Source organism: Streptomyces sp. WMMC500 (assembly GCF_027497195.1).
In the GTDB taxonomy this organism is placed as follows: Bacteria; Actinomycetota; Actinomycetes; order Streptomycetales; family Streptomycetaceae; genus Streptomyces.
Genome location: NZ_CP114905.1, coordinates 3,229,320 through 3,251,248, shown reverse-complemented (window position 1 = coordinate 3,251,248; position 21,929 = coordinate 3,229,320). Strand labels below are relative to the sequence as shown.

Annotated in this window: 24 protein-coding genes; 16 read left to right on the top strand and 8 right to left on the bottom strand. The window is 73.4% G+C overall.

The features are described 5' to 3' along the window. Positions 1 to 111 precede the first annotated feature (111 nt). Positions 112 to 861, top strand: a complete 750-nt coding sequence (locus O7599_RS13495; protein WP_281622397.1) for an IclR family transcriptional regulator — start codon at positions 112 to 114, stop codon at positions 859 to 861. Next, positions 858 to 1,271: a RidA family protein gene (locus O7599_RS13490; RefSeq protein WP_281622396.1), complete on the top strand. Its 414-nt coding sequence runs from the start codon at positions 858 to 860 to the stop codon at positions 1,269 to 1,271. Before O7599_RS13495 ends, O7599_RS13490 begins: the two co-directional genes overlap by 4 nt. Positions 1,272 to 1,317: 46 nt before the next feature. On the opposite strand, the gene O7599_RS13485 is transcribed toward O7599_RS13490, so the two are convergent. Then, positions 1,318 to 2,292, bottom strand: coding sequence for a helix-turn-helix domain-containing protein (locus O7599_RS13485; protein ID WP_281622395.1), 975 nt, complete (start codon positions 2,290 to 2,292; stop codon positions 1,318 to 1,320). A gap of 93 nt (positions 2,293 to 2,385) precedes the next feature. On the opposite strand from O7599_RS13485, the gene O7599_RS13480 reads away from it, so the two are divergent. After that, on the top strand, positions 2,386 to 2,589 hold the full coding sequence (locus O7599_RS13480; RefSeq protein ID WP_281622394.1) for a hypothetical protein: 204 nt from the start codon (positions 2,386 to 2,388) through the stop codon (positions 2,587 to 2,589). Between the two features lie 55 nt (positions 2,590 to 2,644). Here the strand turns inward: O7599_RS13480 and O7599_RS13475 are convergent, their stop codons facing one another. After that, a complete protein-coding gene (locus O7599_RS13475; protein ID WP_281622393.1) occupies positions 2,645 to 4,003 on the bottom strand; it encodes a M14 family metallopeptidase in 1,359 nt (452 codons plus the stop codon). Between the two features lie 238 nt (positions 4,004 to 4,241). On the opposite strand from O7599_RS13475, the gene O7599_RS13470 reads away from it, so the two are divergent. Then, positions 4,242 to 5,534, top strand: coding sequence for an Nramp family divalent metal transporter (locus O7599_RS13470; RefSeq protein ID WP_281622392.1), 1,293 nt, complete (start codon positions 4,242 to 4,244; stop codon positions 5,532 to 5,534). A 123-nt stretch (positions 5,535 to 5,657) separates the two neighbouring features. Here O7599_RS13470 and O7599_RS13465 read toward each other — a convergent pair whose 3' ends face one another. Further along, positions 5,658 to 7,301, bottom strand: coding sequence for a glycoside hydrolase family 18 protein (locus tag O7599_RS13465; RefSeq protein WP_281623371.1), 1,644 nt, complete (start codon positions 7,299 to 7,301; stop codon positions 5,658 to 5,660). A 353-nt stretch (positions 7,302 to 7,654) separates the two neighbouring features. On the opposite strand from O7599_RS13465, the gene O7599_RS13460 reads away from it, so the two are divergent. The 7 genes from O7599_RS13460 (at position 7,655) to O7599_RS13430 (ending at position 15,140) form a co-directional block, all read left to right on the top strand. Beyond that, on the top strand, positions 7,655 to 8,623 hold the full coding sequence (locus O7599_RS13460) for a hypothetical protein (protein ID WP_281623370.1): 969 nt from the start codon (positions 7,655 to 7,657) through the stop codon (positions 8,621 to 8,623). A 10-nt stretch (positions 8,624 to 8,633) separates the two neighbouring features. Next, entirely contained in the window at positions 8,634 to 9,347 is a 714-nt protein-coding gene (cpaB, locus tag O7599_RS13455) for a Flp pilus assembly protein CpaB (protein ID WP_281622391.1), read from the top strand. A 78-nt stretch (positions 9,348 to 9,425) separates the two neighbouring features. Continuing rightward, on the top strand, positions 9,426 to 11,177 hold the full coding sequence (locus tag O7599_RS13450) for an AAA family ATPase (protein ID WP_281622390.1): 1,752 nt from the start codon (positions 9,426 to 9,428) through the stop codon (positions 11,175 to 11,177). A gap of 224 nt (positions 11,178 to 11,401) precedes the next feature. Then, positions 11,402 to 11,731 (top strand): TadE/TadG family type IV pilus assembly protein, encoded by a 330-nt coding sequence (locus tag O7599_RS13445; protein WP_281622389.1) that lies wholly within the window; start codon positions 11,402 to 11,404, stop codon positions 11,729 to 11,731. A 2-nt stretch (positions 11,732 to 11,733) separates the two neighbouring features. After that, positions 11,734 to 13,068, top strand: a complete 1,335-nt coding sequence (locus O7599_RS13440; protein WP_281622388.1) for a CpaF family protein — start codon at positions 11,734 to 11,736, stop codon at positions 13,066 to 13,068. A gap of 221 nt (positions 13,069 to 13,289) precedes the next feature. Next, positions 13,290 to 14,225 (top strand): type II secretion system F family protein, encoded by a 936-nt coding sequence (locus tag O7599_RS13435; protein ID WP_281622387.1) that lies wholly within the window; start codon positions 13,290 to 13,292, stop codon positions 14,223 to 14,225. A 15-nt stretch (positions 14,226 to 14,240) separates the two neighbouring features. Then, entirely contained in the window at positions 14,241 to 15,140 is a 900-nt protein-coding gene (locus tag O7599_RS13430; RefSeq protein ID WP_281622386.1) for a DUF5936 domain-containing protein, read from the top strand. Between the two features lie 24 nt (positions 15,141 to 15,164). Here O7599_RS13430 and O7599_RS13425 read toward each other — a convergent pair whose 3' ends face one another. Then, complete coding sequence (locus O7599_RS13425; protein ID WP_281622385.1) at positions 15,165 to 16,037, bottom strand: LLM class flavin-dependent oxidoreductase; 873 nt, start codon at positions 16,035 to 16,037, stop codon at positions 15,165 to 15,167. Between the two features lie 288 nt (positions 16,038 to 16,325). Between O7599_RS13425 and O7599_RS13420 the strand changes: the two genes are divergently transcribed. Genes O7599_RS13420 through O7599_RS13405 form a run of 4 tightly spaced genes read left to right on the top strand, consistent with a single transcriptional unit; the run spans position 16,326 to position 18,425 of the window. Beyond that, a complete protein-coding gene (locus tag O7599_RS13420; RefSeq protein WP_281622384.1) occupies positions 16,326 to 16,532 on the top strand; it encodes a hypothetical protein in 207 nt (68 codons plus the stop codon). A 41-nt stretch (positions 16,533 to 16,573) separates the two neighbouring features. Beyond that, positions 16,574 to 17,170: a pilus assembly protein TadG-related protein gene (locus O7599_RS13415; protein WP_348652626.1), complete on the top strand. Its 597-nt coding sequence runs from the start codon at positions 16,574 to 16,576 to the stop codon at positions 17,168 to 17,170. An 18-nt stretch (positions 17,171 to 17,188) separates the two neighbouring features. After that, positions 17,189 to 17,785, top strand: a complete 597-nt coding sequence (locus O7599_RS13410; RefSeq protein WP_281622383.1) for a hypothetical protein — start codon at positions 17,189 to 17,191, stop codon at positions 17,783 to 17,785. Positions 17,786 to 17,798: 13 nt separating this feature from the next. Further along, positions 17,799 to 18,425: an OmpA family protein gene (locus O7599_RS13405; protein WP_281622382.1), complete on the top strand. Its 627-nt coding sequence runs from the start codon at positions 17,799 to 17,801 to the stop codon at positions 18,423 to 18,425. An 82-nt stretch (positions 18,426 to 18,507) separates the two neighbouring features. Here O7599_RS13405 and O7599_RS13400 read toward each other — a convergent pair whose 3' ends face one another. From O7599_RS13400 to O7599_RS13385, 4 genes are all read right to left on the bottom strand, one after another. Beyond that, positions 18,508 to 18,726 (bottom strand): DUF397 domain-containing protein, encoded by a 219-nt coding sequence (locus O7599_RS13400; RefSeq protein ID WP_281622381.1) that lies wholly within the window; start codon positions 18,724 to 18,726, stop codon positions 18,508 to 18,510. Positions 18,727 to 18,925: 199 nt separating this feature from the next. Beyond that, a complete protein-coding gene (locus tag O7599_RS13395; RefSeq protein WP_281622380.1) occupies positions 18,926 to 19,294 on the bottom strand; it encodes a hypothetical protein in 369 nt (122 codons plus the stop codon). Positions 19,295 to 19,468: 174 nt separating this feature from the next. Beyond that, positions 19,469 to 20,407 (bottom strand): hypothetical protein, encoded by a 939-nt coding sequence (locus O7599_RS13390; protein ID WP_281622379.1) that lies wholly within the window; start codon positions 20,405 to 20,407, stop codon positions 19,469 to 19,471. A gap of 126 nt (positions 20,408 to 20,533) precedes the next feature. Beyond that, positions 20,534 to 20,917 (bottom strand): DUF192 domain-containing protein, encoded by a 384-nt coding sequence (locus O7599_RS13385; RefSeq protein WP_281622378.1) that lies wholly within the window; start codon positions 20,915 to 20,917, stop codon positions 20,534 to 20,536. Positions 20,918 to 21,122: 205 nt separating this feature from the next. Here O7599_RS13385 and O7599_RS13380 point away from each other — a divergent pair, with 205 nt between their 5' ends. Next, positions 21,123 to 21,851: an A24 family peptidase gene (locus O7599_RS13380; RefSeq protein ID WP_281622377.1), complete on the top strand. Its 729-nt coding sequence runs from the start codon at positions 21,123 to 21,125 to the stop codon at positions 21,849 to 21,851. The last annotated feature ends 78 nt before the right edge of the window (positions 21,852 to 21,929 follow it).

The following is a 21,929-nucleotide window of genomic DNA, read 5'->3' as shown; positions in this document are numbered from 1 at the left end:
CGGTCAACGGTCGCCGGTACGAAGCAGGGCAGCAAGGCGAGCAAGGCAACACAAGCAAGGCAACGCAAGCAAGGCAAGCAAGCACAGCACGGCGTACGGCGGGAGGACGCGATGAGCCAGTCGGTCGGCCGCGCGCTCACCATCCTGCCGATGCTCGCCGACGGACCCGCCGGCCTGGACGAGGTCGCCACCCGGCTCGGCGTGCACAAGACCACCGCCATGCGGCTGCTGCGCACCCTCCACGAGCACGGCCTGGTCTACCGCCAGAACGACCAGCGCTACCGCCTCGGCGCCCGGCTCTTCGCCCTCGCCCAGGCGGCGGCCGAGAGCCTGGACGTACGCGAGATCGCCCACCCGCACCTGGTGAGGCTCGGGGAGGCCACCGGGCACACCGTGCACCTCGCCGTCTACGAGGACCGCGAGGTGATGTACATCGACAAGGTCGACAGCCGCTATCCGGTGCGCATGTACTCGCGCATCGGCCGGCCCGTCGCGATCACCGTCGCGGCCGTGGCCAAGCTGCTGCTGGCCGACCTGCCGGAGCCGGAGCGGCGCGCGGTCGCCGAACGGCTCGAATACCCCCTGTACACCCCCCGCTCGACGCCCGACGCCCACGCCCTGCTCGCCGAGCTGGCCGCGGTGCGCGAGCAGGGGTGGGCCACCGACTTCGGCGGCCACGAGGAGTCCATCAACTGCATCGGCGCCCCGATCCGCGGCGCCGACGGCCGTACCGTCGCCGCCTGCTCACTGTCGGCGCCGAACGTCGTCGTCACCGCGGACGAGCTGATGACCCTCCTCCCGCAGCTCCGCCGCACGGCGGCAGCGATCAGTGACGACTACTCCGGAAGAGTGCCCGAATGAGCGACAAGGTCCAGAAGACCGCCGTCACCCCCGCCAACCACGTCCCGCCGCCGGCACGCTTCTCCGCGGGCGTGCGCAAGGGCAACATCCTGCAGGTCGCCGGCCAGGTCGGCTTTCTGCCGGCCGAGGAGGGCAAACCTCCGACGCCCGCGGGCCCGACGCTGCGCGCGCAGACCGAGCAGACGCTGTCCAACGTCAAGGCGGTCCTGGAGGAGGGCGGCGCGTCCTGGGAGGACGCGGTGATGATCCGCGTGTACCTCACCGACACCGCCCACTTCGCCGAGTTCAACCAGATCTACGACGCCTACTTCGCGGAGCTGGAGCAGCCGCCGGCCGCGCGTACGACCGTGTACGTCGGGCTGCCCGCGGGGCTGCTCGTGGAGATCGACTGCCTGGCCGTGCTCGGCTGACCAGGCTCGCCCCTCTCCCTCTCCTCACCCCGCCGGAGTCCGGCCGTCAGCGCCCCGCGCCGACGGCCGGGCCGCGGAACGTCCGCCGGTAGGCGTTCGGGGTGGTGTCCAGCCGGCGCAGGAAGTGGTGGCGCAGCGTCGCCGCGTTGCCGAAGCCCGCGCGGGAGGCGATGGCGTCCACCGTGGCGTCGGTCTCCTCCAGCAACTGCTGGGCCAGCAGCAGCCGCTGGCCCAGCAGCCACTGGTAAGGCGTCGTGCCCGTCTCCTGCTGGAAGCGGCGGGCAAACGTGCGCGGCGCCAGATGCGCCCGCGCCGCCAACTGCTCCACCGTCGCGTCCTCGTCCAGGTGCTCCTGCAGCCAGGCCAGCACCCGGCCGATGGCGTCGTCCTCGCACGTGCCGCGCACCGGCCGGTCGATGTACTGCGCCTGGCCGCCGTCCCGGTGCGGCGGCACGACCATGCGGCGGGCGATCGCGTTGGCGACCTTGCTGCCCTGCTCCTCGCGGACGAGGGCGAGGCAGGCGTCGATGCCGGAGGCGGTGCCGGCGGAGGTGATCACCGGTCCGTCGGCCACGTACAGCACGTCGGGCTCGACCCGCGCGCGCGGGTACTCGCGCCTGAGCATGTCGGTGTAGAGCCAGTGGGTCGTGCACCGCCGGTCGTCCAGCAGCCCGGCCTGGGCGAGGAGGAACGCGCCGGTGCAGACGCTCAGCACCTTCGTGCCGCGCGCCACCGCCTCGCGCAGCGCGTGCAGCAGCTCGGGCGGGAAGTCGCGGTACGCGAACTTCTGGCCGGCCGGGATGGCGATCAGGTCGGCGTCGGCGAACCGCTCCAGGCCGTGCGGCACGTCGACGGGCAGACCGGGGTGGACGGTGACGCGGCCCGGGCGCGGGGCGGCGTAGGAGAAGTCGTAGAGGGGCAGGCCCTCCTCGCGGCGGTCCATGCCGAAGACCTCGGCGACGACGCCCAGCTCGAAGGCGTTGACGTCATCGGTGAGCAGACACACGACGTTGGAGAGCATGCGGACAGTATGCCACCGGCGTGGCAGTAATTCGAAGCCCTATGGCAGAGCTGCCACTGTTTGTGTGTGCAAGGATCCGGGACCGTAGAGGACATGAACGCGATCCTCGAGTACACCGTCGGCACCCTGGTCCTGATCTTCATGGCCGCGATCCTCGTCGGCCCGGCCCTCTACTTCGACCGGCGCGAGCGCACCGCCGAGCGCCGCCTCAAGGCCGCCGAGCGCGGCGAGAAGACGGCGCCCGCGGGCGACGTGTCCGCCCGGGACGCGCTCGCCGGCTACGGCCGCGCCGCCTGAGCACGGCCCCGTACGGTACGGCGCGCCCCCGACCCGCGGGGGCGCGCCGCCGGCGTCAGCCGGTGCAGTACTCGCCCTCCTTGCCGATCGAGCGGTACATGCAGTCGGCGTTCTCCAGCAGTTGCAGCACCGCGTCGCGGTTGCGGCTGGTCTCCCGCTCGATGACCTCGTCGGGCGGGTAGAACCCGCCGCCGCCCGCCGAGCGCGGGTACATCTCGAACGTGTAGCTGAAGATCTTCTGCTCGCCCCAGAGGTAGTCGTTGATGGTCCCGTCCGTGATGTACAGGTCGCTCGACTGCTGGGGCGTGTAGCCGTTGCTCGCGGCCATCTTCTCCCCGACCGCGGCGAACGCGTCGCGGTCGTCCTGTGTCAGCCCGGGGCCGGTGTCGTCGTAGGTGTACCCGTACGGCCACAGCACCAGCTCGCTGTACGTGTGGAAGTCGATCCCCGCGGTGATCTGCTGCTCGCCCCCGACGACCCGGCTGCGCGCGAAGTCCGCGACGACCTTGACCTCCTTGGCCGACTCGCCCGCGCTGCCGCGGTAGGTGTCGGAGGACGGGCTGCCGGAGGAGCCGCCGCAGCAGCCCCAGCGGTAGTTCCAGTTGCGGTTCAGGTCCGTGCCGACCGCGCTGGAGCCGGGGTTGGGCTGCCGGTTCTTGCGCCAACTGCGGTACGCGCCGGAGGCGATGTCGTACTCGCCGCCGTCCGGGTTGAGGTCCGGCACGATCCAGATCTCGCGGCCGTCGACGGCGTCGGTGATCCGCTGGTCGGTGCCGTAGCCGTCGGCGAACTCGCCCAGCAGGTACAGCGCCATCTCGACGGTCAGGTGCTCGCGGGCGTGCTGGTGGTGGGTGAAGAGGACCTCGGGCTCGTCCTCGTCGGCGCTCACGTTGTCGCTGATCTTGAGGGCGACGATGTCGCGGCCCTCGTGCGAGGTGCCGATGACCCGCTTGCTGATGAGCTCCGGGCGCTGGGCGATCCGCTCGTCGATCTCGGCGGTCATCTCCGCGTAGTTGTGGTAGCCCGAGTCGGCCGGCGGGAAGTCGAGCGGCGTGGGGGCCTCCTCCCCGGCGAGCCGCGCGGGCGGGGCGGGGAGCTTGTCGAGCCGGTAGCCGAGGGCGCGGAGCTGCCGGGCCTGGGCGTCGTCCGCGGAGACGACGACCGAGTGGTCGCGCACCTCGTCGACGGACACGCCGGTGGCGGCGAGCCGCGTACGGGCCTCGCGGCCGGTCTGGCCCAGGACCTCGTACTGCCGGATCTCCTGGGCCTGCTCGCCGCGTTGTGCCTGGGTGGCGCTCGTCCCGGTCGTCTCCGCCGGCCCGGCGCCGGGTTCCGCGCCGGCGGCGCTGAGGGCGCCGGCGGCGGTGAGGGCGAGCACCGCGGTCAGGGTCACCGACCGAATGCGTAGTCGCATGCCTGCTCCTGGATGTGGAGGGTGTGGGGTGGTGCATGGCGACGTCGTGTCGTGTGGGGCGGTGGTGCGCGTCAATGGTTCTGAACCTGGCGTGGTCAGGTCAAGAGGCCGCCGGTGCCGGGCCCGTGTGTTCGGGGACGTACGCCCTCTTGTGCGGCCGTCCGCGGATCCATTTCAATGCCGGAGATCACAGGAATGCCGGAGATCACAGGGGGGACGAGCTGCGAAGGAGCCGCTCATGGCTGACCGCACCGAGCCCGCGTCCGCACCGCCGGAAATGAGAAAGGCCAAGTGGCGTCACATCGGGCCGGGGATCGTCGTCGCCGCCACCGGCGTCGGCGCCGGCGACCTCGTGGCCACGCTGCTCGCGGGCAGCAAGTTCGGCTACACCCTGCTGTGGGCCGCCGTCATAGGCTGCGTCGTCAAGATCGCCCTCGCCGAGGCCGTCGGCCGGTGGCATCTGGCCACGGGCCGCACCCTGTTCGAAGGCTGGCGCACCCTCGGCACCTGGACCTCCGTCTACTTCGCGATCTACGTCGTCGTCTGGGGCTTCGTCTACGGCGCCACCGCCATGTCATCCTCCGGGCTGCCGCTCGTCGCGCTGTTCCCGGACGGTCCCGACCTGAAGACCTGGGGCATCCTCACGGGCCTGGCGGGCCTGGCCTTCGTCTGGTTCAACCGCTACGCGGTCTTCGAGAAGGTCATGACCGTCCTCGTCGGCGTCATGTTCGTGGTCGTCGTCTACGTCGCGATCCGCGTCTCGCCGAACGCCGGGGACGCCTTCGCGGGGCTGTGGCCCACGCTGCCCGACGACTCGCTGCTCTACACCCTCGGCCTGATCGGCGGCGTCGGCGGCACGATCACGATGGCCGCGTACGGCTACTGGGTCAACGCGAAGGGCTGGACCGACGTCGGCTGGCTGAAGATCATGCGGCTGGACAACCGCGTCGCGTACGTCACCACCGGCATCTTCGTCGTCGCGATGCTGCTCGTCGGCGCCGAGCTGCTGCACTCCACGAACCTCTCGCTGGAGTCGGGCGACCAGGGTCTGGTCGACCTCGGCGACATCCTCGAGGAGCGCTACGGCGCGGTCACCGCGAACCTCTTCCTCGTCGGCTTCTTCGCCACCTCGTTCACGTCGCTCATCGGCGTCTGGCACGGCGTCAGCCTGCTCTTCGCGGACTTCGTGGCGAACGTGCGCGGCGGGCAGGGCGCCGGCGACGGCAGCGCGCGGGAGGTCGCCGCAGGCAGCCGGGAGCGGTCGCTGCCGTTCCGCGCGTACCTGCTGTGGCTGACGTTCCCGCCGATGACGCTGCTCTGGCTCGACCAGCCGTTCGCCATCGTCATCACGTACGGCGTGCTCGGCGCGTTCTTCATGCCGTTCCTCGCGCTGACGCTGGTGTGGCTGCTCAACACGCCCCGCACGCCGCGGCAGTGGCGCAACGGCGTGCTCAGCAACACGCTGCTGACCGCGTCCGGGGTGCTCTTCGTCGTGCTGTGCGTGCAGCAGATCAGGGACCTGCCCTGGTAAGGGAGCGGGACCTGCCCAGGTAGCGGAGCGGAAAGGTGCCCGCCCGCCCCGGTGTACGCGGGCGGGCGGGCCGGGGTCGTGCGCGGCCGGCGGTGCGGGAGGCGGCCGGTCGCGCACGGCCGGTCAGGGCAGGCCGTGCACGTGCGGCCCCACGGCGGAGGACCAGGCGTTGCCGGCGGTGGCGTCCCAGTTGGTCGACCAGGTCATCGCGCCGCGCAGGTCGGGGTAGGTCCGCGGCGGCTTGAAGGAGCCGCAGTTCGTCCCCCGGGCCAGGCAGTCGAGCGCGGCGTTGACGACGGACGGCGCGGTGTAGCCGCCGCCCGCGGCGCGGGTGGACGCCGGCAGGCCGAGGCCGACCTGCGAGGGCGCGAGCCCGCCTTCGAGCTGGATGCAGGCCAGGGCGGTGAGGAAGTTGATCGTGCCCTGCGCGTACACCCCGCCGTCGCAGCCGAGCATCGTCCCGCTGTTGTAGTACTGCATGTTGACGACGGTGAGGATGTCCTTGATGTTCAGCGCCGTCTTGAAGTACTCGCCGGCGGTCGACTGCATGTCGATGGTCTGCGGGGCCATCGTGATGACGAGGTCCGGGCCCGCCCGCTGCGACAACTGGCGCAGCGCCTGCGTCATGTAGGTGGAGTTCAGGCCGTTCTCCAGGTCGATGTCGACGCCGTCGAAGCCGTACTCCTGCATGAGCGTGTAGATGCTGTTCGCGAAGTTCGTCGCGGCGGCGGCGGAGTTGACCGCGACCGTGCCGCGCTCGCCGCCGACCGAGATGATCACCGTCTTGCCGGCCTGCTGCTTGGCGGCGATGTCCTGCTTGAACTGGTCGACGGTGTAGCCGCCGAGGCCCGCCGAGTCGAGGTTGAAGGTCACCGCGCCGGGCGTGGCGGTGGCGTCGGCGAAGGCCACCGCGATGATGTCGTACTGGCTCTGGACGTCGCGGATGCGCTGCACCGTCGCGCCGTTGTTGAAGTTCTGCCAGTAGCCGGTCACCGCGTGCCTCGGCACGTCCCCGCCGCCACCGCCGTCGGCGGTCGTGGTGGCGGTCACGGCCGCGGACTTCGGCGACTCACCGGCGGCGTTGGTCGCGGTCACCTGGAACTGGTACGCGGTCGAGGGCGTCAGCCCGGTGACCGTCGCGGAGGCGCCGCCGGTGCTGAGCACCTTCGTGCCGTCGCGGTAGACGTTGTAGCCGGTCGCGCCGGTGACGGGGGACCAGCCCAGCGAGACGGAGCGGGCGGCGGTGCCCGTCACGTCCAGGCCGCCGGGCGTGGCGGGGATGGTGCCGGGGTCGCCGCCGGGGCCGGTGAGGGTGATGTCGTCGGCGTGGTAGGCGGGCTGGCCGAACCAGCCGTGGGTGTAGATCGTCACCGAGGTGGTGTTCGGCCCGGTGGTGAAGCTCGTCTTGAGTTCGCTGTACGAGGACGCCCCGGAGGTCCAGGTCGAGACGTCGGTGGTGCCGGTGCCGCTCGCGCCCAGGTAGATGTACGAGCCCTGGACCCACGCGCTCAGCTCGTACGCGGAGTTGGGCTGCACGGCGACCGCCTGCGTGCAGCGGGCGTTGTCCTGCCCGGCCGGGGTGGCGCGCAGCGCCGCGGTGCCGGAGTGCACCGGGGTGGCGACGGTCGTGCCGGCGGTGCCGGAGCAGGTCCAGCCGCTGAGGCCGGACTCGAAGCCGGGGTTCTGGACGAGGTTGGGCTCGGCGCCCGCGGCCAGCGGGGTGCCGAGGAGCGTGGCGAGGAGGCCGCCGGCCGCGGCGACGGCCAGCCGGCGGAAGGAGGTGCGGGCGGTACGGGCGGTGCGGGGCGGGCCGGATCTGCCGGCTCTGCCGGGTCTGTGTGCTCGGAACACGGGGGCCTCCGTCAGGGGGAGCGCGTGAGGAGCGGGACGGTGGGGGGCGCCGCTCAACTTGGTCCAGACCAATCCGGGTGTCAAGCCTTCCCGTACGAGAGCCGCACCGTGAACGGCGCCGTCCGCCCCGCGGCCGGGCACCCCAACCCTCTTTGCACAAAAGGTGTTTCCGCAGCCCACGTCCCGGTTATGGTGCTCAGAGCGTGTCTGAGACCGGTGGGGGGACGCCCGACGTGCCAACAGCCATCGCAGTCACCGCCCCCGACCTCGTGCTCCCCGCCCCCGGCCGGCACGGGCCGCTCGGCCGCCAGGGCCCGCCCGGCCTCCCGGGACCCACGGTGATGGCGCTGCGCCACCCGCGCGAGCAGCCCCTGGAGGAGGCGCTGGCGGAGGTGTCCGCCGTGCTGGAGCAGCACGGCTTCCTCGTCGTGCTCCACCCCGCCGCCGCCCCCGCCGCCGTGGTCCGCCGGCTCCACACCATCCGGTCCGTGCTGGAGAGCGACCGGATGGCGCTGATCCCCCTGCCCTTACCGCCGCTCGCGGTCGCCGTCATCGCCCGCCAGTTGCTCCAGTTGTCCACCGCCGACCTCGGCGCCGGCGTCCTGGCCACCGCCGCCCGGCTGCTCACGCACTACGTGCACGCGGGCGCCGTGCTCGGCAGCGTCGCCAAGCTCGACCGGGTGCCGGTCACCCTCGGCGCGCACGCCCGCTCCTGGGTGCCCGGCGCCCAGTTCGCCGTCCTCGCCGCGCCGACCCCCCGGCTCGTACGGATCGGCCGCGACCCGGTGCCGCCGGGACCCGACTTCGCCACCGGGCTCGTGCACGCCTCCGGGCGGGTCGACGCGGCCTGGGTCACGGGCGAACTGGCCGCCGGCTGGCGGGTGCAGGCGCTGGAGATGGCGCCGCTGCCGGCCACGTCGGCGCCGTGGTGGGCGACGGAGAAGGTGTGCGAGTTCGCCGCCGGGATCACCGACCCGCTGGTGCTGAGCCGGCTGGTGGCGTCGGTGCAGCGGGCCCGCTGCTCCTGGTGCGGGCTGGAGATCATCGGCGACCGGTGCCTGCTGTGCGCCACCCCGGTGCCGCCGGGCCCCGCCGCCCCCTCGCCCGCGCCGCCGCGGGCGGTGCCGGCACCCGTACCGCAGCAGGGCGCGCCACCGCCGGCGCAGTCCGTACCGCAGCCGCCGCTCCGTCCCGGCGTCGGCGCGGCGATACCGTCACCCCCCGAGATCAACCGTTGAGGTCCCGTCGATGAACTCACGCCAGCGTCGCGGCATCATCCTCGTCCTGCTGTCGGTCCTCGTCGCGCTCGGCGCCTTCGCCGGCGTGCTGGCGTTCGTCAGCGACGTGGAGTCCAAGGTCGGCGACGAGGCCACCGCGTACCGGCTCACCACCGACGTCGAGGCGTACGAGCCGCTCGACGCCGACCAGTACGAGAAGACGACCATGCCGAAGCGCTGGCTGCCCGACACCGCGGTCACCGACCCGGACGAGCTGGCCGGCAAGGTCGCGCTCACGCCGCTGAAGCAGGGCTCGCTGCTGCAGAGCGACATGGTCAGCGGGCGCCCGGAACTGGAGCCGGGACAGCAGGAGATCGCCATCATGATCGACGCCTCCACCGGCGTCGCCGGGAAGATCACGCCGGGTGCGCGGGTCAACATCTTCGCCACCTTCGACGCCCAGGGCGACGGCGACAAGCCGGTCTCCCAGGTGATCGTCGCGGGCGCCCGCGTCATCGACGTCGGCGAGCTGACGCCGATCGAGCGCACCGGCGACGACGACCCGCGGGCCGACGAGGGCGAGGCCGTGCCGATCACGTTCGCCCTCGGCACCTCCGACGCGCAGCGGGTGGCGTACGCGGAGTCCTTCGCCACCCACGTGCGCCTCGCCCTCGTCGCCCCCGGCGAGGAGGACACCGACATCGCCCCCGAGGACCGCACGTACACCCTCGACGAGGACCGGTGAGGGGCCGCACATGACCGTACGCATCCAGCGAAGGGCCGCGCCGCTCCGCACGTGCGCCGCGGAGGGAGGCACGCGCCCATGACCGTACGCATCCAGCCCGTCATCGCCGACCCGGACGCGGCGCGCGCCACCGTCTCGCTGCTCCACCAACTGCCCGACGCCGAGGCCGCCGCGCCCATCGGCGACTCCGTCGCGCTGCTCGACCACCTCGCGACACTCGCCGGCAGCGGCGTGGCCGAACTGCCCGAGGTGCTCCTCGTGCACGAGCGGATCGGGCCGGTGCCCGCGCTGGAGCTCATCCGCGACGTCGCGCTGCGCTTCCCCGCCGTCGGCACCGTCCTGGTCACCGCCGACACCTCGCCCGCCGGCTACTCCGCCGCGATGGACGCCGGCGCTCGCGGCGTCGTCGGGCTGCCGCTGGCGTACGAGGAGCTGGCCGCCCGGGTGCAGGCCGCCGCGCAGTGGAGCGGCGGCGTCCGGCGGCACCTCGGCGCCGCCACGGGGCCCGAGGCGTTCGGCGGCCCGGGGGGCACGCTCGTCACCGTCAGCGGTGCGAAGGGCGGCGTCGGCACCACCGTCGCGGCCGTGCAGCTCGCGCTCGCCGCGCGGGCCGCCGGGCGGCACGTGGCGCTGGCCGACCTGGACCTGCAGTCCGGCGACATCGCCTCGTACCTCGACGTGCAGTTCCGCCGCTCGGTCGCGGACCTGGCGGGCATCAAGGACATCTCGCCGCGCGTGCTCCAGGACGCCGTCTTCACCCACCACACCGGCCTCGGCCTGCTGCTGGCTCCCTCCGAGGGCGAGCGCGGCGAGGACGTCGACGACCGGGCGGCGCGGCAGACGCTGAGCGCGCTCAGGTCGCGGTACGAGGTGGTGGTGCTCGACTGCGGCAGCCAGGTGACCACGCCGAACGCCGCGGCCGTCGAACTCGCGGACATCGCGCTGCTCGTGACGACGCCCGACGTGATCTCCGTACGCGGCGCGAAGCGCATGCTGCGGCTGTGGGACCGGCTGCAGATCCGCAAGGCGGAGGACACCGTCGTCCTGGTCAACCGGCTCACCCGGAACACCGAGATCCAGCCGTCGATCATCGCGCGGGCCACCGGTACGACCGTGGCGCGGACGGCGGTGCCGGCGGCGTTCAAGGAGCTGCAGCCGCTCGTCGACGCGGGGCGGCTGCAGGATCTGGAGCAGCGCTCGACGGTACGGCAGGCGCTGTGGGCGGTGGCGGGGGAGCTGGGTCTGACGGTGGTGCCGGACCAGGCGGGTCCGGAGGCGGCCGGCGGTGCCGGCGGCCCCGGCGGCCCGGGGGTGCACGGGGGCGGCGCGCAGCGGGCGTTGGGCGCGGGCGCCGGTCCGGGCGCCGCGGGCCCCGGCGGACGCGGCGCGGGCGCCGCACCGCAGGTCGCCCCGCCCGGCGCCAAGCCCGCGCTGCCGCCCGGCGCCCCGGGTGCGCCCGGACCGGCGCCGGGGCGCGGGGGGCGGCGCTGGGGGGACCGGGGCCAGGTGTCGGTGGAGTTCGCCGGCATGCTGCCGCTGATCGCGCTGGTCCTCGTCGTCGTCTGGCAGTTCGTCCTCGTCGGCTACACCTACTCGCTCGCCGGCAACGCCGCCGACATGGCCGCCCGCGCCGCCGCCGTCGGTGACGACCCCGCCGCGGCGGCGGAGGAGGACCTGCCGGACGCCTGGGACGCCTCGGTGTCGGTCGGCTCCGCGGACGGCGTCACCACCGCCACCGTCGACCTGAAGGTGCCGGTCCTCTTCCCCGGCGGGCTGGACTTCCCGTTCACGGTCACCGGCACCGCCGGCGCGACGGACGAGGGGGACTGAGGGTGCGTGCCACGTCGCGTACGAAACCGCCCCGCGCGGCGGCGGCCGCGCCGGCCGGCGCGTGGGCCGAACGTCGCCCGCCCGCGGCGGACGACCCCTCGGTCGTGTCGGCCGGGCGCCGGAACGGCGAGTCGCCGGCCCGGCCGGGTGCCGGGGCCGAGCGCCGCGCCCCTAACGCGGCGGGCCCACCGGTCCCGCCGTCCCGCCACCGGGACCGGGGGTCCGTGGCCGTCGAGTACATCGGCTTCCTGCCCGTGCTCATCTTCATCGCGCTCGCCGCCGTGCAGCTCGGCATCGCCGCCTACACCGCCTCCCAGGCCGGCACCGCCGCCCGGGCCGCGGCGCGGATGGAGTCCCTGGACGACCCGCCGTCCTCGGCGGAGGCCGCCGGGGCCGCGTCGATCAGCGACTGGCTCGACGCCGGTTTCGAGGTCTCCTCCGGCGACGGCGAGGTCACCGTCACCGCCAGCGTCGAGATCCCGTCCCTCATCCCCGGCGTCGACAACTTCGGCACGGTGGAGCGCAGCTCGACCATGCCGCGCGGGGAGGACTGACGATGAGCCTGCGGGCCCGTATCACCACCCCCGACCACACCGCGGAAGGCCACGGCGAGACCCTCGTCCCCACCTACCGCGCCAAGCTGCTGGAGGAGATCGACCTCGCCGAGATGTCGGCGCTGTCGCCCGCCGAGCGGCGCGCCCGGCTGGAGCGGGTGCTCGGCCACATCCTCAGCCGCGAGGGCCCGGTCCTCTCCACCGCGGAACGCTCGCAGCTCATCCGCCGCGTCGTGGACGAGGCGCTGGGGCTCGGCATCCTGGAGCCGCTGCTGGAGGACCCGAGCGTCACCGAGATCATGGTCAACGGCCCCGACCGCATCTATGTCGAGCGCTCCGGCCGGGTCGAGCAACTGCCGCTGCGGTTCGCCTCCGACGAACAACTGATGCAGACCATCGAGCGCATCGTCTCCACCGTCAACCGGCGCGTGGACGAGTCCACGCCGATGGTCGACGCCCGGCTGCCCACCGGCGAGCGCGTCAACGTCATCATCCCGCCGCTGTCGCTGACCGGGCCGACGCTGACGATCCGCCGCTTCCCGCGCTCGTACACCCTGGCAGAGCTCATCGGCCTCGGCACCCTCGACGAGCACATGCTGCTGCTGCTCTCCGGCCTGGTCCGGGCGAAGTTCAACGTCATCGTCTCCGGCGCCACCGGCGCCGGGAAGACGACCCTGCTGAACTCGCTGTCCGGGCTGATCCCCGAGCACGAGCGGATCATCACCGTCGAGGACGCCGCCGAGCTGCAGTTGCAGCAGTCGCACGTCATCCGGCTGGAGTCGCGCCCGCCGAACGTCGAGGGCAAGGGGCGGATCACCATCCGCGACCTGGTGCGCAACTCGCTGCGCATGCGGCCCGACCGCATCATCGTCGGCGAGGTGCGCGGCGGCGAGACGCTGGACATGCTGCAGGCCATGTCCACCGGCCACGACGGCTCGCTGGCCACCGTGCACGCCAACTCCGCCGAGGACGCGCTGATGCGGCTGCAGACGCTGGCGTCGATGTCGGACGTCGAGGTGCCGTTCGAGGCGCTGCGCGACCAGATCAACTCGGCCGTCGACGTGATCGTGCAGCTCGCGCGGCACACCGACGGAACCCGCAAGATCGACGAGATCGTGATGCTGTCGTCCCGCGGCCGGGAGGTCTACCAACTGGTGTCGGTCTGCCGCTTCCGCGCCCTGCCGATCAGCTCGGACCGGATCGTACGGGGCCAGTTCGAGTTCTCGCCGCTGCCGCGGCGCACGGGCGACCGCCTCTTCTACGCGGGCGAACCCGTCCCGCCGGCGTTCGGGGTGGCGCCGTCCGAGCGGCACCTGCAGACGAGGGAGGCGAGGTGAGCCGCGTGACGAATCTCTACCGGATTCCGGCACCCTGGCTCGTACCCCAGCCCGGTCAGCCCCGCCGTGAAGTCTCCTCCGAAGGCGCGGTGGGCGGTGTGACGAGCGGGTGGACGCGCTCGCGGTCGGGTTCCGGGAGCCAAGCGGCAGGCGTACCCGTGCCGTACGTGCCGTGGCGCCCGGCGCGCCGCCCGCGGACGATCCGAGAGGCCGGGTGAACGGTGGACCGCCAGCAACTGTTCGCGCTCGTCGTCGGCCTGTCGCTGCTCGCCGGCGCGCTCGCCGTGTGCGGCGTCGCCGTCTACGCCGCCGGCCGCGCCCGCCGCGCCGAGCTGCTCGACCGGCTCTCCGACGCCGGCGACCGGCGGCCCCGGCGCCGCTTCGCGGAGGTCGACCGGCGGGTGCGGCCCACCCGGATCGGCCGGTACCTGGAGCGGCGCATCGCCACGACGGGGCTGGACGTCACCCCGGGTGAGTTCACGGTGTACGCGGTGCTCGGCGTCGCCGTGCTGTGGCTGCTCGCCGACGCGCTGTTCGCCGCGTTCTTCGGCCCGATCGCCGGGCTCATCGGGCTCTGGTGCGCGCACGCCTTCCTCAACTGGCAGCGGCAGAAGCGCATCGAGGCGTTCATCAACCAACTGCCCGACCTCTCCCGCATCCTCGCCAACGCCACCCAGGCCGGCCTCGCCCTGCGCACCGCGCTCGGCCTCGCCGCCGAGGAGCTGGAGGCCCCGGCCGGCGAGGAGCTGACCAAGGTCACCGACCAGCTCGCCGTGGGCGTACCGCTCGACGACGCCCTCGGCGACCTCGCCGAGCGGCTGCCGTCGCGCGAGCTGTCCGTGCTCGTCTCCACGCTGGTGCTCTCCAACAGGGCCGGCGGCCAGGTCGTCGCCTCCCTGCGGAACCTCACCGGCACCCTCAACGACCGCAAGGAGACCCGCCGCGAGGTGCGCACCCAGCTCTCGCAGGTCACGCTCACCGCGTACACCGTGCCCGTCATGGGCATCGGCACCCTGCTGCTGACCGACCAGGTGATGCCCGGCTCCATCGAGCGGATGGGCTCCTCACCGCTCGGCCAGGGCGCGGTGCTGGCGGCCGTCGGGCTGTACGCGCTGGCCATCCTGCTCATCCGCCGGCTCGCGAAGATCGACGTCTGAGAGGGCCGGACGCACATGGACTACGGAACCCAGGGCCTGCTCCTCGCCGCCGCGGCCGGCGTCGCCGTCTTCGGCGTCCTCAGCGGCATCCGCGTCTACCGCGCCGAGGTCAAGCTCCCCAGCGACCTGCAGGTGGCCCTGGAGGTCGGCGCCACGCGCACCACCGCCGTCGGCTCGCTCGTCGACCGGCTCGGGATGCGGTTCGCGCCGCTGGTGCTGAAGCTGATGGGCCGGCGGGCGGTGGAGAACAAGCGCCGCAAGATAGACCGCGCGGGCAACCCGGGCGGCCTGACGATCGACCGCTACGCCGCCCGCCGCGCCGTCTACGCCGCCATCGGCTACGGCGGCGCACTCACCCTGCTCAACTCCGGCCAGTGGGTCGGCGCCCTGGTGCTGGCGGCGTTCGGCTACGGCTGGGCGGAGGTCGGCATCTGGGCGGCCGTACGCAAGCGGCGCGACGTCATCGAACGCACGCTGCCCGACTTCCTCGACGTCCTCGCCGTGGTCGTCAGCGCGGGGCTCGGCTTCCGCCAGGCTCTCGACCGCGTCAGCGAACGCTACTCGGGACCCTGGGCGGACGAACTGCGCATCACCCTGCGCCAGATGGACATGGGCGTCTCCCGCCGCCAGGCGTTCGAGGAACTGCGCCGCCGCAACGACTCCGAGCAGGTCGCCCAGTTCGTCACCGCACTCCAGCAGGGCGAGGACCTGGGCGCGCCGATCGTCGAGACACTGATACAGATCGCCACGGACCAGCGGCGCACCGACGCCCAGAACGCCCGCCGCCGCGCGTCCAGGGCGATCCCGAAGGCGACGCTGCTGATCACCAGCCTGATGGTGCCCGCGACGATCATCCTGCTGGTGACGGCGGTGTACCTGGGGTCGGGCTCGGAGTTCGGCGTGCTGACGGAGTGAGCGCGGGCGGGCTACCGTGCCGCGCTACGACACCAGCGGACGCACCTCCTCCGCCACCCACCGCACGAAGGCCACCGGATCCGGCTCGTCGGCCGTCGGCTGCAGCACCACCGTCGTCGCCCCGGCCGCCGCCCAGCGGTCCACCGCGGCGGCGACCGCCGCCGCGTCCCCGGCGACGTGCGCCTCGGCGGCGGGATCCCAGCCCATCCGGCGGGCGTCCTCGGCGAGCCGCCGCTCGGCGCCCGGGCCGGTGGCGACGAGGACCGAGGCCACGAGCGGATGCTCCCCGCCCCGCCCGGCGGCCTCCCGCCCGGCCCGCACCGCCTCGGCGGCCTCCTGCACCACCTCGGGCGAGGCACCCCCGGCGAGGATCGTCCCGTCGGCCGCCTCCCCGGTGAGCCGCAGCGTCCTGGGCCCCGTACCCCCGGAGAACACCGGCGGCGCCCCGGCCGGCGGCCAGGCCAGCCCGACGCCGTCGAGCTTGACGTACCGCCCGTCGACGGTGACGTTCTCCCCGGCGAGCAGCGCGCGCAGCGCGGTCAGATGCTCCCGCAGCAACGTCAGCGGCGACCCGGCCCGCGCCCCGACCTGCCCCATCCACGACTGCACCCCGTGCCCCACCCCGAGCGTCACCCGCCCGGGGAACAGCCGGTGCAGGGTGGCGGCCTCCATGGCGACCAGCGCGACGTTCCGCAGCGGCACGGGCAGGATCCCGATGGCGACGTGCACCCGCTCGGTCCAGGCGAGCACGGCGGCGGCGGTGGCGACCCCGCTCTCGTAGAAGCAGTCCTCCCACACCCACAACTCGTCGATCCCGGCCTCGTCGGCGGCCCGGGCCACGGCGCGAAGCTGCTCGGGAGGGAACTGGGGGATGAACACGGTGGCAAGTCTCGTCATGCGCCGACGGTACCCGGACCGACCGACACCACCCGGCAGCCGGACATCCCGGGGTATTCCGCTCCGCCCCCTTCGCATGCGCGAGGGGGGTGTGGGACAGTCGGCAAGCGGCCGGTTACGCAGCGCACGTTTACGCGCTGCGGGGCGGGCCGCCGCAGGTGTAAGGCGGGCGCCGAGGGGGAGGACGGAAAATGGCCGTTCCTGGCGCCAAGTCCGCTCATGCAGACCACAATTGGCTTGACGGACCGACGGCAACGGCCGCGTTGTCCGACTCCGGAGGTAGACCGCATGTGGAAACCCAACGACGTGCTGCTGAGGTCCCTGGCCGCGACTCAGCGGCTGCGCCGCGGACGCGAGCGCGATCGGGGGCAGACGGCGGTGGAGTATCTGGGGATCATCGCGGTGGCCGTGGTGATCGTGCTGGTGCTGATCCAGTCGGGGCTGGGGGACACGATCCTCAGCAAGATCAAGGCGCAGATCGACAAACTGCCCTGAGGTCCGATGCCGGGCAGGCATTTCCCCTCTACATCACGGCCATCGGCGGACTGCTCTTTCTGGCCGTCGCGTACTTCGCGGTCGGCCAGGCCGTGGCGCACCGCAACTACGCCCAAGGGGCGGCCGACGCCGCCGCGCTGGCCGCCGCCCACGACGCGCGCGAGCAACTGTCGGAGGGGCTCTTGGACACGGTCCTCGACCCCGGCTCGTGGGACGACATCCTCGGTGGCGAGGGCTTCGACTACGGGTCCGCCTGCGCCGCGGCGCAGGACTTCGCCGCCAAGAACGGCGCGGACACAACCGCGTGCGACCGTGTCTACGACCCGGACGACGGTTTCACCGTGACGGTGCGGAATCGCGAGGCCGTCGGGGACACGCTCGTCCCGGGAACGGAGAACAAGCGCTCCGAGGCCACGGCGACGGCGGTGCTCGAATCCCGGTGTGACCTGAAGGAGCCCGAGGGAGACGACGCAGGCGGTGGCGGGGACGAGGACCGGGACGAAGACCGCGACGAGGACCGGGACGAGCCGCCGCCGCTGGAACTCGACTGCGAGGGCGGCGACTGGTCCATCGACCCCGACGACATCGACCTCCTCCCCGAGCCGGACGACCTCTTCTCCGTACGTCTCGTCGAATGAAGCGAAGGAACCTGGCACATGAGCATGTGGCGCACCAGCAGAGCCGTCCAGGGGATCGCCGCCGCGGCGCTGGCTGTCGGTCTGGCCCTCTCCGCCGCCGGTTGCGGCAGCGGAGACGGGGACGGTGGCGACGACGGGAAGTCGTCCGACTCCTCCCAGGCGCAGGACAAGAACGACCAGGACGGTGGAAGTCAGGACCAGGGCGAGGAGGACCTTCCGGAGGAGCCGATCGTCGAGGTGAAGAACCAGGCCGGCGTCGTCCTCGGCGTCATGGAAATCCGGCGGGACTCCGGCGGCTTCGTGACGCTGAAGGGGGAGTTGGAGAACACCGGCGAGGAGTCCTACCTGGACACGCACCTATGGGCCGGCAGTGAGGAAGGGGTGGACAAGACCTCACTCATGGGCGCCACGCTGGTGGACGGGGAAGGGAAGAAGCGTTACTACGCCCTGCGCGACACCGACAAGCGCTGCCTGTGCACCTCCGGGCTGAGCATCCTCGAAGCCGGCAAGACCGTCCCCGTCTACATTCAGTTCCCCGCGCCGCCCGACGACACCACCGAGGTCGAGTTCCAACTCCCCACGTTCCCGCCCGTCACAGTCGAGATCACGGACTGAGGTGAGCACCGCGATGCCCTCCCGCACAGCCGTAGCGCTCGCCCTCGCCTCGTTCCTCGCCGCCACCCCCGGCGTCGCCCAGGCGCTGCCCGCGCAGGACGACGTCCCCGTCCCGTCCTCACCGCCCGGTACCACCACCTCCGCGCCCCCACCCGTCGAGACGGACGCCAACGACCCCGATCTCCGGCTCGAGGACGGTGCCACCCTCGCCGAGCCCAAGGTGCTGGACATCGTCTCCGTCGTCGAGACCCAGGGCGGTGAGGAGCGGCGGTCCGACTCCAACTCGACCATCACCATCGCGCTCCAGGCCGAAGTGCTCTTCCCCAAGGACAGCGCCACGCTCACCGGCCAGGCGCGCTCCCGGATCGCCGCCATCGCCGACGAGATCGAGCAGAACGACCCCGACACCGTGCGCGTCTTCGGCTTCACCGACGACCTCGGGTCGTACGAGCACGGCGTCACCCTCTCCAAGAACCGCGCCAACGCCGTGCACCAGGAGCTCACCAACACCCTCCAGGCAGCCGACGTCACCTACGTCGTCCGCGGCTACAGCGAGGACTACCCCATCGCCGACAACGCCACGGAAGAGGGCCGGAAGCAGAACCGGCGGGTCGAGGTGAGCTTCCCCCGCGCGCAGTGACCCGGAGGTCCGCCGGCACGGCGACGACGGCCCCGCCCGGGCGCCGGAGCCCCGGAGCCCCGGGGCCCCCGGCCCCGCGGGCTCAGAACCTGCGCACCGTCCCGGGCGTGCGCGTCGCGTACGCCGTGAACGCCGCCCACGCCTCCGGCGTGAACGTCAGCACCGGCCCGTCCGGCGTCTTGGAGTCCCGCACGTGCACCGCACCGTCGCCGGCGGCGACCTCCACGCACTTGGCCCCGGCCCCGCGGCTGTAGCTGCTCCTGTGCCATTCCAGGCCGCCAGGGCCGTGCTCGGTGCTCATCGGTCTCCCGCCGTATGGTCACGTACCGCGCGCCGGACCACGACGCGCCCAAGGCCGCCCAATGCGGGCACAAGACCTCGAAACGAATGACGACAGGGCGCGGCACATAGTTCCCGCGGATCCCACTGTTCCCGCCGATTCCGCGCGTTCGCGCGCTTCTCCGGCGTGCGCGCGCTCCTCCCGCGTGCGGGCCCTCGCGTCAGCCCGCGGGCGCCGGCGGCGCAGGCGGCTCCGCCGACGCCGCCGCGGCGGACGGGGCTTGGCGCGGCCGCCGCGTGCCGCGGCAGCAGGGGGTGCCGTCCGGGCCGCGGCGGACGAGGAGCCCGGCCTCCGGGTCGGGTACGGCGTCCAGGGCCGCCCGTACGCCCGGCAGCCGGCACCACGCCTCGCCGTCGCTCTCCTCCCGGAACGCGATCTCGAAGACGATCCCGCGGGAGTGGACGTGCCAGTCCCACGTCGTCGCCCGGTTGCTTATCGCCGACTCGACGAGCGCGTACTCGTACGCGTCCTTCCACCGCAGCGCGGAGGAGTGGGCGTCGAACACCTCGATGGACCACCAGTCGCCCATGGCTGCTTCCTTCGGCTCCCTGCCGCAGTCTCCCGCCGGCTCTTCGCCCTCCACCGTAGGCCGGGTGCGTACGCGCTTACCAGGGCGCCCCGGGGTACGTCGCGGGGTGTCGGCCGGCCGGCCGCCGGCGGTCCACCGCCCGGCAACTTCCGTGCAACCCCCGGGGGTTCGGGCTCAGCCCTCGATGAGCCGTTCCAGCACCGCCTGGAACTCCCCGTCCACCATGATCTTGATGCCGTCCTCGTCCAGCGCGCTGAGCCGGGTCAGCGAACCGGCCCGCCACCAGTAGACGTCCGGCGTGATCCGCCCGACGCCCTCCTCGAACCCCGCCACGGCGAACTGCGCGAGGGTGTTGAGGCCGGCTATCACGTGCCGGTCGCGGATCGCGTGGAACGCGAGCTGGTGCCGGAACGGCACCGCCACGAGGGCGCCGTCCGTGCTCAGGGCGCGGCCGGTGATCCGGGGCACCAGTTCGTCCAGCATCAGCACCAGGCTCGCCGTGAACATCGACTCGCCCATCACCACGTCGACGCGGCCGCCCGTCTCCTGCTCGATCGTCTCGTGCGCCTCGACGGGCAGCCCGCGCAGGTTGTCCAGCGCCCGCGCCCGCAGCACGCCGACCTCGCCGAAGGGCTCCAGCGAGGAGCGGGGGAGGACCATGACGCTCTCCGGGAGGTCGAGCGCCAGCACCTCGCGCAGCCCCTCGGCGAGCGGGCGCGCGTAGTCGAAGCCCTCGGAGCCGGCCATCTCGTCGGGGAGCAGCCGCGGGAAGAGCTGGGCGCGGAACTTCTCCGCCGGCATGGTGTCCAGCACCGAGGGCCCGTCCATGGCCCGCAGCATGATGCCGATGTGGCGGCGGGTCAGTTCGGGCCAGACGCGCGGCCCGCGGGCGTCGTTGTGGCAGACCGCCGCCAGGTTGCCCAGGCCGAACTGCCGGCCCGAGCTGTCGGTCACGGCGTCCGTGCCCACCGTCACCTCCAGCCCCTGCTCGGCGAAGGCCGCGTGGACCCCGGCGCGGAAGCGGGCGCCCTCGTCCTCGGAGAAGAACTCGAACGAGGCGTCGCGCGTGGTGTCCCGCCCGTCGCGGCGCGGCTTGCGACCGAATATCCCCACGGTGGTGCCCCCTGTACGTCCGTACGTCGTCCGCGTCGAGGCCGGTGCGCCGGGGCCCCGATCACGGTCGTTTTCGATCGTAGCGAGCGCCACCGACGCTCCCCCCGCCCGGTCTGTCCCCGCCGGTCAGTCCGGCCCCGGGCCGCCCGCCGCGGGGGCGGGGCCGACGCCGAGGCGCACCCCGGGCCGTACGCCCCATCCGGCGAAGGCGCCCCCCTCCGCCTCCAGTACGTGCCGGGCCCGCAGCCGGGGGCGGCCGAGGCGGCCGGGGGGCATGGTGCGTACGGCCAGGACGGTCAGCCGGCGGTCGAGGTACGCGACGTCGATGGCGAAGCGCATGCCGAAGGTGTGGACACCCTGGGCGGGGGTGAGGAGGACGGCGCCGGCCAGGCCGGCGCGGCCGAGGAGGCCGCGGCTGCGGCGGGCGAAGGAGGACGCGACCTCCAGCGGCAGCGGGGCCGCGCCGCCGCCGACGGTGAGCGTGGCCGGTCCGTCGGGCCAGGTGGGCATGGCGGGCGTCTCCCCGTGGTGTCGCTGCGAACCCGGAGCCGCACCCCGGACGGTTCCCGGCCCGGCCCCCGAGCCGCCACCGTACCCCCGCGCAACCCCGCCGCCCCATCCCCGCCGGACCGCCGCGGGACGGCGGCCGTACCGCCGCCGTACGGTCCTCGACCCGCCCCTGCCCCGCCCGCCGGACCGCCGTTAGGCTCACCCCGTGCTCGCCGTCCTCCTCGTCGTCCTCGCCGCCGGCTACGGCGCCGCCGCGGGGGCCCTGCTGCCCCGGGCCGCCTACCGGCTCTCCGTGGCCGCCGACGAGCCGTGGCGCGACCGCTGTCCGCAGGAGCACCCGCTCGCCGGCTGGGCCGGCCCGGCGACGTGCAGGGAGTGCGGGGAGGGCCCGTACGGCCTGCGCGCCCCGCTCCCGGCCACCGCGACCGCCGCCGCCTGCGCCGCGCTCGCCGCCGCCACCGGCGCCGAGCCGGAGCTGGCCGTCTGGCTGCTGCTGGCGCCCTTCGGGGTCCTGCTCTTCGCCGTCGACCGGGCGGTGCGGCGGCTCCCGGACGTCCTGACACTGCCGCTGGCGGGGGCGGCCGTGGTGCTGCTGGGGGGTGCGGCGCTCGTAGGAGGCGCGGGATCGTGGACGCGCGCCCTGCTGGGCGGCATCGCGCTGGGGGCGGTCTACTTCCTGCTCTTCTTCCTCAACCCCGCCGGCATGGGCTTCGGGGACGTGAAGCTGGCGCTCGTGCTGGGCGTCGCGCTCGGCTGGTACGGGTGGGACGTCCTGTTCACGGGCTCGTTCGCCGGTCTGCTGCTGGGCGCGGGATACGCGGTGACCATGCTGGCGGCCCGCCGGGTCGGCCGGAAGACGGGCATCGCGTTCGGCCCCTTCATGATCGTCGGGGCCTTCGCGGGCCTCGTCGTCGGGGGACTGGCGGCCGGCTGAGCGGCGCGGGGACGACTGCTCCCGTACGCCCCGTATGCCCCCCGTACCTCTCCCGTGGGCCGCGCGCCGCCCCGTGCG

Coding starts and splice junctions, on each gene's coding strand:
- O7599_RS13495 (WP_281622397.1), top strand. CDS start 112: ATGAGCCAGTCGGTCGGCCGCGCGCTCACCATCCTGCCGATGCTCGCC.
- O7599_RS13490 (WP_281622396.1), top strand. CDS start 858: ATGAGCGACAAGGTCCAGAAGACCGCCGTCACCCCCGCCAACCACGTC.
- O7599_RS13485 (WP_281622395.1), bottom strand. CDS start 2,292: ATGCTCTCCAACGTCGTGTGTCTGCTCACCGATGACGTCAACGCCTTC.
- O7599_RS13480 (WP_281622394.1), top strand. CDS start 2,386: ATGAACGCGATCCTCGAGTACACCGTCGGCACCCTGGTCCTGATCTTC.
- O7599_RS13475 (WP_281622393.1), bottom strand. CDS start 4,003: ATGCGACTACGCATTCGGTCGGTGACCCTGACCGCGGTGCTCGCCCTC.
- O7599_RS13470 (WP_281622392.1), top strand. CDS start 4,242: ATGGCTGACCGCACCGAGCCCGCGTCCGCACCGCCGGAAATGAGAAAG.
- cpaB (WP_281622391.1), top strand. CDS start 8,634: ATGAACTCACGCCAGCGTCGCGGCATCATCCTCGTCCTGCTGTCGGTC.
- O7599_RS13450 (WP_281622390.1), top strand. CDS start 9,426: ATGACCGTACGCATCCAGCCCGTCATCGCCGACCCGGACGCGGCGCGC.
- O7599_RS13440 (WP_281622388.1), top strand. CDS start 11,734: ATGAGCCTGCGGGCCCGTATCACCACCCCCGACCACACCGCGGAAGGC.
- O7599_RS13430 (WP_281622386.1), top strand. CDS start 14,241: ATGGACTACGGAACCCAGGGCCTGCTCCTCGCCGCCGCGGCCGGCGTC.
- O7599_RS13425 (WP_281622385.1), bottom strand. CDS start 16,037: ATGACGAGACTTGCCACCGTGTTCATCCCCCAGTTCCCTCCCGAGCAG.
- O7599_RS13420 (WP_281622384.1), top strand. CDS start 16,326: ATGTGGAAACCCAACGACGTGCTGCTGAGGTCCCTGGCCGCGACTCAG.
- O7599_RS13410 (WP_281622383.1), top strand. CDS start 17,189: ATGAGCATGTGGCGCACCAGCAGAGCCGTCCAGGGGATCGCCGCCGCG.
- O7599_RS13405 (WP_281622382.1), top strand. CDS start 17,799: ATGCCCTCCCGCACAGCCGTAGCGCTCGCCCTCGCCTCGTTCCTCGCC.
- O7599_RS13400 (WP_281622381.1), bottom strand. CDS start 18,726: ATGAGCACCGAGCACGGCCCTGGCGGCCTGGAATGGCACAGGAGCAGC.
- O7599_RS13395 (WP_281622380.1), bottom strand. CDS start 19,294: ATGGGCGACTGGTGGTCCATCGAGGTGTTCGACGCCCACTCCTCCGCG.
- O7599_RS13385 (WP_281622378.1), bottom strand. CDS start 20,917: ATGCCCACCTGGCCCGACGGACCGGCCACGCTCACCGTCGGCGGCGGC.